The 13,399-nt window shown below is 40.8% G+C and carries 14 protein-coding genes; all 14 read right to left on the bottom strand.

Annotated elements, in window-relative coordinates; all coding sequences use genetic code 11:
* Positions 1 to 30: 30 nt before the first annotated feature.
* Entirely contained in the window at positions 31 to 1,701 is a 1,671-nt protein-coding gene (recN, locus tag LG375_RS00640; RefSeq protein ID WP_225745072.1) for a DNA repair protein RecN, read from the bottom strand.
* Between the two features lie 8 nt (positions 1,702 to 1,709).
* A complete protein-coding gene (locus tag LG375_RS00635; protein WP_002890762.1) occupies positions 1,710 to 2,156 on the bottom strand; it encodes an arginine repressor in 447 nt (148 codons plus the stop codon).
* Entirely contained in the window at positions 2,143 to 2,970 is an 828-nt protein-coding gene (locus LG375_RS00630; RefSeq protein ID WP_002884054.1) for a TlyA family RNA methyltransferase, read from the bottom strand. Before LG375_RS00630 ends, LG375_RS00635 begins: the two co-directional genes overlap by 14 nt.
* On the bottom strand, positions 2,963 to 3,835 hold the full coding sequence (locus LG375_RS00625) for a polyprenyl synthetase family protein (protein ID WP_037598866.1): 873 nt from the start codon (positions 3,833 to 3,835) through the stop codon (positions 2,963 to 2,965). Before LG375_RS00625 ends, LG375_RS00630 begins: the two co-directional genes overlap by 8 nt.
* Positions 3,835 to 4,050, bottom strand: coding sequence for an exodeoxyribonuclease VII small subunit (locus LG375_RS00620; protein WP_002884058.1), 216 nt, complete (start codon positions 4,048 to 4,050; stop codon positions 3,835 to 3,837). Before LG375_RS00620 ends, LG375_RS00625 begins: the two co-directional genes overlap by 1 nt.
* Positions 4,040 to 5,368 (bottom strand): exodeoxyribonuclease VII large subunit, encoded by a 1,329-nt coding sequence (gene xseA / locus LG375_RS00615; RefSeq protein WP_225745071.1) that lies wholly within the window; start codon positions 5,366 to 5,368, stop codon positions 4,040 to 4,042. The genes LG375_RS00620 and xseA overlap by 11 nt, the downstream gene beginning before the upstream one ends.
* A 186-nt stretch (positions 5,369 to 5,554) precedes the next feature.
* A complete protein-coding gene (locus tag LG375_RS00610; protein WP_002890759.1) occupies positions 5,555 to 6,316 on the bottom strand; it encodes a hypothetical protein in 762 nt (253 codons plus the stop codon).
* Positions 6,317 to 6,443: 127 nt separating this feature from the next.
* Positions 6,444 to 7,088, bottom strand: a complete 645-nt coding sequence (gene nth / locus LG375_RS00605) for an endonuclease III (protein WP_021144303.1) — start codon at positions 7,086 to 7,088, stop codon at positions 6,444 to 6,446.
* A complete protein-coding gene (locus tag LG375_RS00600; RefSeq protein WP_002890756.1) occupies positions 7,088 to 7,786 on the bottom strand; it encodes a DnaD domain-containing protein in 699 nt (232 codons plus the stop codon). The genes nth and LG375_RS00600 overlap by 1 nt, the downstream gene beginning before the upstream one ends.
* A gap of 71 nt (positions 7,787 to 7,857) precedes the next feature.
* Entirely contained in the window at positions 7,858 to 8,802 is a 945-nt protein-coding gene (gene metA / locus LG375_RS00595) for a homoserine O-acetyltransferase MetA (protein WP_225745070.1), read from the bottom strand.
* Between the two features lie 170 nt (positions 8,803 to 8,972).
* Positions 8,973 to 9,491, bottom strand: a complete 519-nt coding sequence (locus tag LG375_RS00590; protein WP_002890753.1) for an adenine phosphoribosyltransferase — start codon at positions 9,489 to 9,491, stop codon at positions 8,973 to 8,975.
* Positions 9,492 to 9,610: 119 nt separating this feature from the next.
* Positions 9,611 to 11,812: a single-stranded-DNA-specific exonuclease RecJ gene (gene recJ / locus LG375_RS00585; RefSeq protein ID WP_225745364.1), complete on the bottom strand. Its 2,202-nt coding sequence runs from the start codon at positions 11,810 to 11,812 to the stop codon at positions 9,611 to 9,613.
* A 464-nt stretch (positions 11,813 to 12,276) separates the two neighbouring features.
* Positions 12,277 to 12,681 carry a GNAT family N-acetyltransferase gene (locus LG375_RS00580; RefSeq protein WP_225745069.1) on the bottom strand — a complete coding sequence of 135 codons (405 nt, stop codon included), beginning with the start codon at positions 12,679 to 12,681 and terminating at the stop codon, positions 12,277 to 12,279.
* Between the two features lies 1 nt (position 12,682).
* Positions 12,683 to 13,393, bottom strand: a complete 711-nt coding sequence (locus tag LG375_RS00575; protein ID WP_225745068.1) for a class I SAM-dependent methyltransferase — start codon at positions 13,391 to 13,393, stop codon at positions 12,683 to 12,685.
* Positions 13,394 to 13,399: the final 6 nt, after the last annotated feature.

Below are 13,399 nucleotides of genomic sequence, written 5' to 3'. Positions count from 1 at the left end.
ATGACTGGAAAGTTTTTCCCAAGTCTTTTCCTAAAGAGAGTCATCCACCTTTAACAAAGCTCTTGCTTGGCTCAAGGCAGCCTCCGTCACGTTATCACCTGCTAACATCTTAGCGATTTCTTGCACCCTTTCCTCAGGTGTCAAAAGACGAACACGAGAGACAGTTGTCTCGTTATCGCTTTCCTTAGAAATAAAGAACTGATAATCAGCAATAGCAATAACTTGCGGAAGGTGACTGATGGCCAAGACCTGACCATGACTCCCAATCTTATGAATCTTCTGAGCAATGGCTTGGGCAACACGTCCTGAAACGCCAGTGTCAACCTCATCAAAGACGATACTTGTTTTATCTTCTTTGCGGGCAAAGGCTGACTTAATCGCTAACATGAGTCGAGATAATTCACCACCTGAAGCTACCTTAACAAGCGGTTTAAAGCCTTCACCTGGATTGGTTGAGATGTAAAACTCAACCTGCTCATTACCATCACGATTAAATTTCCCCTTAGTAAAGGTAACTTTAAAATCAGCCGTATCCATATAGAGGTCGCATAACTCGCTCTTAATCTCAGCTTCAAGAGCCGTAGCGATTTGATGGCGTGCTGTTTGTAGGGTCTCCGCAGACGCAAGCAAGTACTTTTCAAGTTGCTTAAGCTCTTGTTCCATGGCATCTGACGAGCTGGAATTGCCGGTCAGAAGATTGTACTCTTTACTTGAATTTTCCAGATAATCTAGGACGTCATCAACAGTTCCACCATATTTACGAGTAATGGCATTAATGGTATCTAAGCGGTGTTCAATCTCTTGCAAACGTCCAGCATCAAAGTCCAGATTATCCAAAAAATCACCTAGTTGCTTAGTGACATCTTCCAAAACATAATAGGCTTCTGATAGATTTCCAGAGAGTTCTTTGTAATCAGAGTCATACTCTTCAAGAGACTGGAGGTCATTCATGGCAGAACGAACATTTGAAAGGCTTGAAAAATCTTCATTATCCAGCATGACATAGGCATTTGTTAAGGTATCAGCAATCTGCTTATGATTAAGAAGCTTGTCTCGCTCCTGCATCAAAGCCAAATCTTCTCCTGATTTTAGAGAGACTGCTTCAATTTCTGCAATCTGAAATGCTAACATTTCAATTCGAGCCTTATGCTCCTGCTCATTTTTCTGCTTTTCTAGAACAGCTTTTCTTAACTCACGATAGCGGTCAAAATACTTCTGGTACTCTTTCTTAGTCTGGAAAAATTCCTTGTCACCAAAGGCATCAAGCATGATAATATGCAGAGCAGGTTTCATAAGCTCTTCCTGGTCATGTTGTCCATGGATATCTACCAAGAAGTGCCCAACAGCCTTAAGCGTCGTTAAATTGACCATCTGCCCATTGATACGACTAACACTTCTACCATTTTGGAAGATTTCACGACGGATAATCAATTCATCCTCAACAGGAATTCCATTATCTTCCAAGATACTAACCAAGGCAGGATTTTGTTCGATTGAAAAGAAGCCCTGAATTTCAGCCTTAGATGCTGAATGACGGACGACCTCACTAGAAGCCCTAGCACCCAACATAAGATTCATAGCATCTATAATAATGGACTTACCAGCACCTGTTTCACCAGTAAGGACGGTCATACCATTCTCAAAGTTTAGAGAAATCTCTTCAATAATTGCGAAATTCTTTATCGTAATTTCGAGAAGCATAGGCCCTCCTATTCTTCAACCCACTTAATGATTTGCCCCTGTAGCTCAATAGCTGCTAACTCTGACTGAGCCACTAAAAAGAGGGTATCATCATCAGCAATAACACTAAAAATCAAATGCTTGTACTCATCTAAAAGAATCTTCTTGATGAGGCGGCTTGTCCCAGGTTGAACAACGATATTCATAAAGGCATGTTGACGATCAACGCGCAACAAGCGACGAGTCGCAACAGAGGTTCCACCTACTCGTCTAGGAGCAGTTGAGAGCCCATAGATGTAAGAACCGTCTTCAGTTGGTACTTTGGTAATACCAATTTCATTGATATCACGCGATACAGTCGCTTGAGTAGCCTTTAATCCCTCATTTTGGAGTAATTTTACCAATTCTCCTTGAGTCGTAATTTTATTTTCTTGGACAATCTTTCGGATTAACTCCAAACGATCATTCTTCTTCATTCTTTTTAAACTCCTTGTGTGCTTGTGCTACAACTTCCTTAATAGAGGTTTGAGCATCATTTTGAGGAGAATTTGTCTTCTCCAAGTGTGCGAGAAACTCAATGTTACCATGACCACCTTGAATAGGTGAAAAGTCCAGCCCCTTAACTGAAAAGCCATAGTCAACCGCAAAAGCAGTCACTGTTTCTAACACTTTTTCATGGACACTGCTCTCACGGACAATCCCGTTTTTCCCAATTTGTTCACGGCCCGCCTCAAATTGTGGTTTCACAAGAGCAACAACTTGCCCCCCATCAACCAATATCTTAGCCAAAGCCGGTAGAATCAGATTAAGAGAGATGAAGCTGACATCGATTGATGCAAAAGACGGTAGTCCTTCTGTAAAGTCGACAGGTTCAGCATAACGAAAATTATATTGCTCCATAGAACGAACACGCTCATCTTGACGTAATTTCCAAACCAACTGATTGGTGCCGACATCAACAGCATAAACCAGTTTGGCCCCATTTTGAAGCATAACATCAGTAAACCCACCTGTTGAGGCTCCGATATCAATGGTCGTCATACCTTCAACTGACAGATTAAAAACTTCCAATGCTTTTTCAAGTTTGAGTCCTCCACGACTCACATACTTAAGTTTTTCACCTTTAAGCTTCAACTCTGTACCGTCGTCAATTTTTTCACCAGGTTTATCGTAACGCTCACCATTGATAACATTAACAACTAAACCTGCCATTACGCCACGTTTTGCTTGTTCTCGTGTTTCAAAAAGGCCTTGTTTATAAGCCAAGACGTCTACTCTTTCCTTAGGCATGGAGTCGTAACCTTTCTATGATTTCTATAATACTGTCTTTCTTGAAACCTTGAGTCTCAGCTAGATTTTGGAAAATAGCCTCAGCTTTACTAAGTGATTCCTCGAGGATAGCATGTGATTTTTCCAGACCAAGAAGAGCCGGATAGGTTGATTTCCCAGCTACTACATCTTTTCCAGGTGTCTTTCCAAGTTCTTCGAAATCAGCAGTCACATCCAAAATATCATCACGTACTTGAAAGGCAAGACCAATCAGTCGACCAGCTTCTTTCAGATTTTCCAAAACCTCTAGATTTTTTTGAGCAACAATACCAGCCGCCACAAAAGGAAAGGTTAAAAGCTTACCTGTCTTATGCTCATGAATTTTAGACAGTTGCGATAAATCAAGTTCCTGACCTTCACCCTTCATATCCAACATCTGGCCACCAACCATACCGAAGGTGCCTGAGGAATGAGACAATGCTTGAATCAATTGAACTCGAATTTCTGCTGATAGCTCTGTTTGGGCCAGGAGATCAAAGGGATCCAAAAAGAGAGAATCACCAGCCAATATCGCCGTTGCTTCATCAAATTTCTTATGGTTGGTTAAACGTCCTCGACGGTAATCATCATCATCCATAGCCGGCAGATCATCGTGAATCAGACTTCCAGTATGAATCATTTCAAGACTCGCTGCAACATCGAAATGACTAGGAGTTAGCTCTAAACCAAATCCTTCAAGCAAATCTAAGAAAATCAGTGGACGAATACGCTTACCGCCACTATCAACTGAATAAAGAATAGCAGTGATTAAATCACTTGATACAGGAAGATTCTTTTTTTGGTAGTAATCACGGATTGCCGCATCAATTTTATTTAGCTTGCTCATTAGGCATCCATTTCCGTTTCTGTACCATCTGCTTGCATGACCTTAACTAGTGTTTTTTCAGCATCTTCCAAGGTCTTCTGCAAATCCTTAGACAAGGCCATACCTTTTTGGAACTCAGCAATAGCATCCTCAAGAGCAACATCACCTGTTTCGAGCTTAGTGACAATAGCTTCTAAGTCCTGTAAGTTTTCCTCAAATGTTTTTTTAGTTGACATTTTTTACCTCTACTTCTAGTTCTCCATCTGTCATTTGGACGGTTAATTGATCACCTTCGGTAATATTCTTGGTACTGGTTAAAGGTTTATCATCTTTTTTGACAATGGCATAGCCCCTTGCAACAATACGGCTAGTATCTAGAGACAATAAAGCATCCTGTGCCTTTTCTAATCTCACACGGTTACCATTAATGGTGTTCTTTGTTGTGGTCACCAATAAACGTTGCAAAGACTCTCGACGGTCTTGATAGTTCTGAACACTGCTCAGAAGATTTAAGCCTTGTAACCGTTGTTTCAAAAGTTCCGCTTTTTTTTGCTTTCGCTCGAAATCTTGACTCACTAAGGTTTCAAGCCTTGTTGTTAGTCGATCCAACTTTTGTAAATAACCATCATATAGGCGCTCAGGTTGCCTAAAGACAACAGATTGTGACAGTTTAGCTAAACGTTCTTGATTGTACTGTATACGTCTCAAACAGGCTTGATAAGCTCTATTTTGTCTTTCACGAATCCAAACCAAGGTATCGGCCTTTGATACTGGAGTAGCAAGTTCTGCCGCTGCTGTAGGTGTAGCAGCCCTACGATCTGCAACAAAGTCAGCCAAGGTCGTATCTGTTTCGTGACCAACACTTGAAATCACAGGTAGACTACTTTCAAAAATGGACTGAACAACAATTTCCTCGTTAAAAGCCCAGAGGTCTTCAATAGAACCTCCACCACGACCAACGATAAGTAAATCTAGGTCATCCCTTTGATTGGCTTTTTGGATATTTTCAGCAATTTCCTGTGCAGCTCCTTCACCCTGAACCTTGGTAGGGAAAAGTAAGATTTCTACCCCAGGAAAACGACGACTAACGGTCGTAATAATATCTCGAATAACCGCACCACTAGGACTTGTGACAACCCCGATTTTTTTGACAAAATTAGGCAGCGCTTGCTTATGACGATCATCAAAGTAGCCTTCTGCAGTCAATTTTTTACGAAGCTGTTCAAACTGGATAGCCAAAGCTCCAATACCATCCGGCTCAGCCTTCTCGATAATAATGGAATAAGAGCCACTAGGCTCATAAATCTGGACACGACCTACGACATTGATCTTCATACCTTCTTCGAGTTCAAAACCAAGTTTTTTGAAAACACCAGCCCAAATCGTCGCCTGAATAACAGCTCCTTCATCCTTAAGAGAAAAATATTGGTGACTCGGGCGGCGACGAAAATTGGAAACCTGTCCCGTCAAATATACCCTCTCTAAATAAGGATCACGGTCAAATTTCATTTTCAAATATTTGGTTAAGGATGTGACCGATAAATAGTCTGACACGACAACTCTCCTTTATTTAACCTATCCTCGAAAACCTGAAGACATTAAAAAAGTTCTGTAGAACCATCATCCCCAAATCTTCTCAGTCAGCTTTTTAATTGTATACACGATTACCTTAAATTATACCAAAAAAGACTGTCAAAAGACAGTCTCAACCACCATAGTCAGGTGTTTTATATCGTTTCATTAATCGGTTGTATAAGTTTTTGAGACGACGTCCCAAGAATCGCTTGAACCGTCAATACCACCATAGGCTTCGAGTTGTCCCTTCTTATCTACACGGAAAAGAAGAACATCATTACCATAGGCATCATAAAGTTGAGCATAAACTAGGTTATCATCATCATCCGTCCATGAATAAACATTCCAACCTAGATTTTTATAATTTTCTCCAGTTGAACCTTGTTCTTTAGCATAGGTAGAAACAACCCAGTCTTCTAACTGTTGATCAGACAAAGATGAGGTATCAACTTGAGAGGATTGATTATCAGATGATGCTGCAGCTGCTTCCTTACTTTTTGCCAACTGACCGTTTTTCCATGGATTTGTTTCACTCTCTTTTTGGTTATTACTATACCACATCAAGGTAACAACAGGAATAACCACTGCAAGTACTGCAACAACTCCAATTACCCATCTAATGTTTTTAGGATCTTTGAGTTTGTCAAAACTCGAAACTTTTCTTCCCTTTGTAGTTTCATTTTTACGACGTCTAAATTCGCTCACAGCTTTTTCCTCTTTTTCTTGAAAGTAGTCCCTTTTTTTCTTTTCCTCTTGTTCCAAGAGCTTTTGCACTTCCCTACGACCCTGTGGATCACTCGTTTGAGCCAATGAAATCTGCAACTGAAAAATACGATTATCCAAAGCTTGCTCATATTCTTTGGCTGCTTCTCTATCACCATTATCAGCTAAGGCTCTCAGATACTCTTCATTACTGAATTCAGCCATTCACTAAAACGCTCCTGCTTCTAAATCGTTTCTTCTATTTTCTTAAAGCCTGAGACTTTTGTCAAGTTACTAGTTTGTAACAAATTCTTACAGTTGTAAAAAGCTGAAGAAAATCACATTCTTCAGCTTATTTCTTAGTTGTTTCTTTATAATACTTACAATAACTTTGAAGAGGACAGGTCTGGCATTTAGGATTCTTAGCTAGGCAATGATAGCGTCCAAAGAAAATCATACGGTGATGGCTGATAATCCAATCCTTCTTTGGGATTTTCTTCATCAATTCTGCTTCGATTTCCTCTACACTAGCATCCTCTGGGGCGATATTTAGCCTTTTAGAAACACGTGAGACGTGCGTATCTACTGCAATCGAAGGAATGCCATAAACCTCAGCTAAAACCACATTAGCCGTTTTTCGTCCCACACCAGGTAGACTTTCCAATTCCTTATGCGTTTTCGGAACCTGTCCATCAAAATTCATTAAAACAGCTCTAGCAGTCTTGATGATGTTCTTTGCTTTATTCTTGTAAAGACCAATCGTTCGCAAACACATCTCAACATCATCGAGGTTGGCAGAAGCCAAATCCTCAATTTCTGGATAACGCGCCCACAAGCCTGGTGTAATCTTATTAACAGCCTTATCTGTTGTCTGGGCTGATAAAATAACAGCAACTAATAGCTGGAAAGGCGTTTCCCACTCCAACTCTCCATGAGCATTGGGAAACATCTCTCCCATGAGAGCTAGAGCCTCATTAACACGTTTTCTTCCTAACATTATTGGCCACCCCATAATTGACGGGCGGCATCCATTCCTGTTTTGAAGTCATCGGAAACCTGATGATGGTGCTTCTTACCTTGATGCTCCAAACGACGCTCTTCAACTTGAATTTTCGTCGTAATACCACTCAATTTCCAGTTACGCAAAACTCCTTTGATGTAATTCCAATTTGTCTTGCGGTTAAATACTGCTTCTTTCAAAGCCTCACGGATAAGTTCGGGATCAGTATGTTCTTCTTGGATTTCCTTGTTTAAATCTTCGACAACCATAGGATTCAAGATTCCCAAAGCTTGTTCCAATTCATCGGTTAATTGCTTGATGAGCTGGGTATTTGTTGGCTGACCAACGACAGGCCCTGCCGTTGTCTTTTCATTGCTCACTAACTTGTCCAACACCGCCAAGGCAGGTGAGGCATCTACAACCATCTCAATTTCATTGTTAATCTTAATAGTCGTGAAATCAAGAAGTCCAGCTTCAGTCAATGTCGTAATACTTTTATTAACTTCAGTTGGCGTCTTCCCAGTTGCTTGCGCGATCTGACTAGAAGCCACTTCTCCAATCTGAGTTGTCGTTTGTAGATAGAGAAACTGCCAAACCAGAAAGTCATCCGCAGATGGGAAAATATCCTTAAAGTGGAAAAATAAAGCATTAGGAAGGACCAGATTACCTGATCGATACTGTTCAAAAAAACTCATATTTACCTTTCAGAGTAGCTAGACACCCCAAAAAGTCAAATGCTCTCACATAAGTCCTTTGAGACTGTCTACTACAAATAACCGTAGAATGAAAAATCGTCTTCCAACTCTTCTAAACGATAAGGTGTTTCTTGATATACCGCATAGTTAATCCAATTGCTAAAGAAAGCAGATGCGGCAAGATTCCAACGAAGTTTAGGCTCCTGACTTGGATCATCCTCTGGGAAATAGTTTGCCGGTACATCTGGATTAATGCCTGCATCCAAATCTCTTCGGTATTCTCTTGCCAGAGTATCACGGTCATATTCAAAATGACCAAAACTATATACTTCACGAAGATTCTTACTTGCTAGAATGGATAAGCCAACTTCTGGTCCTGACACAACAATATCTAAATCCGTCTTGTTTTTAATATCCTCGAGCCTAACCTCTGTATAGCGTGAGTGCGGTGACATATAGCTATCATCAAAGCCATTCATAAGGAAGTTTTCAGGCATGTCAACAGTTTGTTTATAGATTCCAGATAATTTCTCTGACAATGGAACCTTGTCGACTCCATGCTTATAATAGAGACCTGCTTGAGCTCCCCAACACAGATGAAGGGTTGAATAAACATGCTTTTTAGACCAATCAAAAACTTGTGTTAATTCTTGCCAATAATCCACTTCCTCAAATGGCATTTGCTCAACAGGTGCACCTGTTACAATGAGACCATCATAATACTTATGCTTAATTTCATCAAAAGTCTTGTAGAAAGTTTCCATATGTTCGGCATGTGTATTTTTTGACTTATGACTAGCCATATAAAGAAACTCGACGTTAATTTGAAGTGGCGTATTAGCTAAAAGACGTAGTAACTGAGTTTCTGTAACTTCTTTAGTTGGCATAAGATTTAGGATTAAGACCTCCATTGGTCGAATATCCTGGCTACTAGCTCTGTTCTCATCCATGATGAAGACATTTTCCGAACGCAATACATCAAGAGCTGGTAACTTATTATCAAGTTTTATAGGCATAACAATATCTCCATCCTTATTTATTCTATCTTCATATTATAAACCGGGGAGGTATTGTTATCAAATATATATTTTCTCTAGTTAGCTATAGCTTTAAACTATATTTAGAGAACACTTATATTTTAAAGAGTTAAAAAGGCCCTAAGGCCTTTTGTTAATTCATAGATAGATTATCCTGGGAAGTTCATCAATACTTTAGTATCGTAACCTTCAATAGCTTTGCGTCCATTAAGACCATCAAGCTCAATCAAGAAGGCACAGCCAGCAACGACACCACCTAGGCGCTCAATCATTTCAATTGTAGCTTTGACGGTACCACCAGTCGCCAAGAGATCATCAACGATAAGTACACGTTGACCTGGTTTGATTGCATCAGCATGCATACAAAGTGTATCAACACCATACTCTTTTTCGTAATCTGCTGAAATCACTTCACGTGGCAATTTACCAGGTTTACGAACTGGAGCAAAGCCAATACCAAGTTCAAAAGCAACTGGACAACCAACGATGAAACCACGCGCTTCAGGACCAACAATCATGTCAATCTTCTTATCAGTCGCATACTGAACGATTTCACGGATAGCATAGCTATAAGCATTTCCATCAGCCATCAAAGGACTAATATCACGGAAAGTAACCCCTTCTTTAGGGTAGTTTTCAATAGATGCAATATAATCTTCTAATTTCATTTGTTCTTCCTATAGGCTTTTCGCCAAAAAAATATTTACACATCATTATAGCATGAATCTTCAGATTTAGAAAATGCTAACCCTCATTTCAAGACGAATCCTTTGGATTAAGTACTCCCCTACTTATAAAGCCAGTCATAAATTTCCTGTGGTGTCCCTAAAGCCATAAGTTCTTGGAACTTGACGAGATGTTTAAGATCTTGGAAAATCTTGCTGTCCTCAATCTCACGTTTTTCAGCTTCTTTATTGACTGTCATAACACCATTATCAATAGTCACAAAATCCAATTCATCAAAAATCTGAATCATCTTAATCAGAAGTATCTTATCGATTTTAAGGTAATGACTGAGCTCATCCAGTTTATAGCGGACATCGAATTCTGGGAATTGGTAAATGGTTTTATAGAGCCTTGCAAATTGCTCTCTAGTTCCATAACCTGTCAGATAATAGGCTTCCTTAATACTATTTTTAAAATAGATAGCCTGGAAATCTTTACCTTCAAACCACTCTTTTACTTCTGTCGCTGAATCAGGTAAGGTGTTGAGGACAACCGCAGGTTCAGTGTCTGATGCTTCTTCTACCGTTGGTAGGCCTTCAGGCAGTGCCATATTTTTTGAGCGAAAATCAAATAATTGAACACCATCCACATGCGCATCTTCTAGCATGAGCTGGAGCGTTGTCTGACCATTCCATACATTAACGGACAGGGTCACTGCTAATTCCAACCCCTGAGCTTGTTGAAATTCTTGAAGCAAATCACCCTTATTAAAGGCGACAACATCAAAGCTATCGTTGCCTTGCTTAACCTTAAACTTAAGATGGGCTCCGTTTTGTCCCATAGTCCTAGCTTGAGTAACGGTAATATCATGTAGCCAAAAGACTGGCTTTTTATTATCCATACCAAAAGGTGCTAGTTTTTCTAGGCTCTTAATGGTATCCAAGCTAAGCTCACTGAGTTGAAGCTCCTCGTCCAAATTTAACGTATTTTTGGCACTCGTATCAATGTTATTATCGTAGACATAATGACACAAAATCTCTGATAGTCGTCCAAGATTTTCTTCTGGAAGGGTCATCCCCGCCGCTCCAGCATGTCCTCCAAAAGCAGTAAAGATGTCTCGGTGGTCATCAAGCGCATGGAAGATATTGATAGATTCCAAACTACGAGCGGAACCCTTAGCCAAGCCATCTTCAATATTCAAAACCACTACTGTCTGACTGATTTGTTCCATGATACGCCCCGCCACAATACCTAGGACGCCAGGATGCCAACCTTCCTTGGCCAAAACCTGAACAGGTTTATCCAAATCCACCATAGTCATGGCTTCATCAAAGATTTTTTGGACAACTTCCTTACGTTCTTCATTTTTAGCATTGATTTCCAGAGCAATGGCTTGGGCTTCTTCATCGTCAAATCCGGTCAGTAGTTCAATGGCTGGATTTGGATCATCTAAGCGTCCCAAGGCATTGAGTTGAGGAGCCAATTTGAAACCGACCGTTTCTTCAGAAATCGTTGTTGGGTCTACATCTGAAATGCGGAGCAATTCTTGAAGTCCAATACGCTCAGTAGTCTTGAGAATTTCCAGGCCGACCTTGACCATAATACGATTTTCATCCGTTAGGCTAACCATATCGGCAATGGTACCAATGGCTACCAAGTCCAACATCTCAGTAGGAATAGTTTCAAGGAGGGCAGTTGCCAATTTGAAAGCTACACCACAACCTGCCAAATACTTAAAAGGATAATCGGCATCTGGATGCTCTGGATGGACAATGGCATAGGCATCTGGAAGCTGGTCCGGCATACTGTGATGGTCTGTAACGATAACGTCCACACCTTGCTCTTGCGCATAAGCGATAGCCTCATTCCCCGCTACCCCATTATCCACTGTAACAATGAGTGAAATGCCTTCCTGCTCAATAAAGTACTTGTAGACACTTTCATTTGGCCCATAACCATCTGTGAAACGGTTAGGCAAATAAACTAGAGCCTCAGCTCCCATCATTTCAAGAGCTTCCTTGACAATCGATGCTGACGTCATCCCATCCGCATCATAGTCTCCATAGACTAAGATTTGCTCATAATTTTCAATAGCCTGACGAATTCTAGCCACCGCCTTATCCATATCATGAAGAAGATAAGGATCATGAAGGTGTGATAAATCAGCCTTTAGAAAGGCTTCAAGAGCCTCTTCTGTCGTAATGCCTCGTTCATAGGCAATCTTGGCTGCAGTTTCTGCCAGCCCATGTTCTTTGGCAAGTTTAAAAAAGCCAGCATCTGGCTCTTTTGTGTTTATTTTCCAATCATACGTTGATGTAATCATGTTTTTATCTTTTCTCCCTGTCATCTAGTCTATCTATTATAACATGAAAAAATTTATCATAGTGGATAGAAAGCTAAGTTTCCTAAAAAGAGAATGTCAAACATCGTAAGTTGCTTAGACTTGTGGTACATTTCCAATCAAGACCTGCTTTTCTAGACAAAATAATAGTCGGGATATTGTTCCCTTTTTGACTTGTGTTTTCTCAGATATTCCCTTCTCCTCTTTACGTTAACTAACTCTATGCTACTATCATTTTCAAGTAATACTAGGAAAAACAAGAAAAGAGAGTGGGACAGAAATCGGTAATTCGTTAGAATTCGATTTCGTCGTCCCACCTCCGCACAGTTGAGTAGGGCTGTAAAAGCTGATGAAATCAGCGTTGTAGAGCCCACTCAACCACTGCGTCTTGCTCGACAATCCAAAAACAATTAAGAGGCTAGGACTTTTGTCCCACTCTCTCTCCGTCAATTATTATAAATCATCCCTGTACAAGCTTGCTCTGAAAGTTCGACAAATCCCAAGGATTGGTAAAAGGCTAAATTTTTCTCGCTACGATCAGTGGCAAGGAGCCGTTGATAGACATTGGGGAAAGTCGCTAAAGCCTCTTCTAAGAGTTTCGTGCCAATGCCTTGGCGCTGGTAATCTGGTCGCACCAAGAGGTCCTGTACAAAAATGACAGAATGACCATCTCCTACTAAGCGAATGTAGGCTACTAACTCTTCCTTATCATAGACTGCCAACTGCCAGAGACTGGCTTTGACAGCTTCTTCTAGCATGGTTGGATTGTTAGTATAATTGGTCCAGCCGACTGAACTGTATAGTGCGAGTAAGTCTGTCATCGCTGGAATCTCTTTTTTATAATGTAACATCTTAACTCCTTTTTAACCTATAATGCTGGAAGAAGGCGATATCCCGATAAGGGGACTCTTGGCAGACCGCCAGCTCCATCTTAAGCATAGACTCTTGCCATCCCTCTTGGCCTTTGAAGCGATTGTCCTGCAAGGCATAAAAGACACGGATTCCTTGGTAGTCTTTAATTTCAAGAGCTAAATTTTCTACTACTGCATCAAGATCATAGGCCTGAGCCAAACCCATGGAGTGGGTTTCCAGATCTTGGCCTGCTAGTAAATTGAGGGCCTTCTGAGTATCATTTTCAAAGACGACGGTCTGTAGGACTCGGCCGACTTCATTGTGCTTGACGATAGAGAGCAGGCCTCCTGGTTTCAAGAGGCGGATGAATGCCTTGAGAACAGCCTTGCGATTCTCTACATACTCTAAGACATTGTGGCAGAGAATGACATCAAAGCTAGCATCCTCAAAGCTTTCTAACTGATCCAGACTCCCGACTAGTTGCTGATAGGGGTGATTCTGGGGCCGCAAGGCCACCATTTCTTCATTGGGTTCTACAGCTAGAACTTGATTTTCTTGAGCCAAGTGGTTGGCCACAGGGCCAAAGCCACTGCCAAAATCAAGAACTCGCTTCCCCTTGATGTCCTGTAATTGGTCAAAAAGAATATCATAATAGATTTGACCCCAGGGTTGCTTGAGATTCTCTAAATACGCTTGGATATTTGCGGCCATCTAGTA

Origin of the sequence: Streptococcus sp. Marseille-Q3604, from assembly GCF_916619785.1 — a bacterium.
In the GTDB taxonomy this organism is placed as follows: Bacteria; Bacillota; Bacilli; order Lactobacillales; family Streptococcaceae; genus Streptococcus.
Note: the sequence above shows the minus strand (reverse complement) of the source record. Positions and strands in the feature narration are given on the sequence as shown.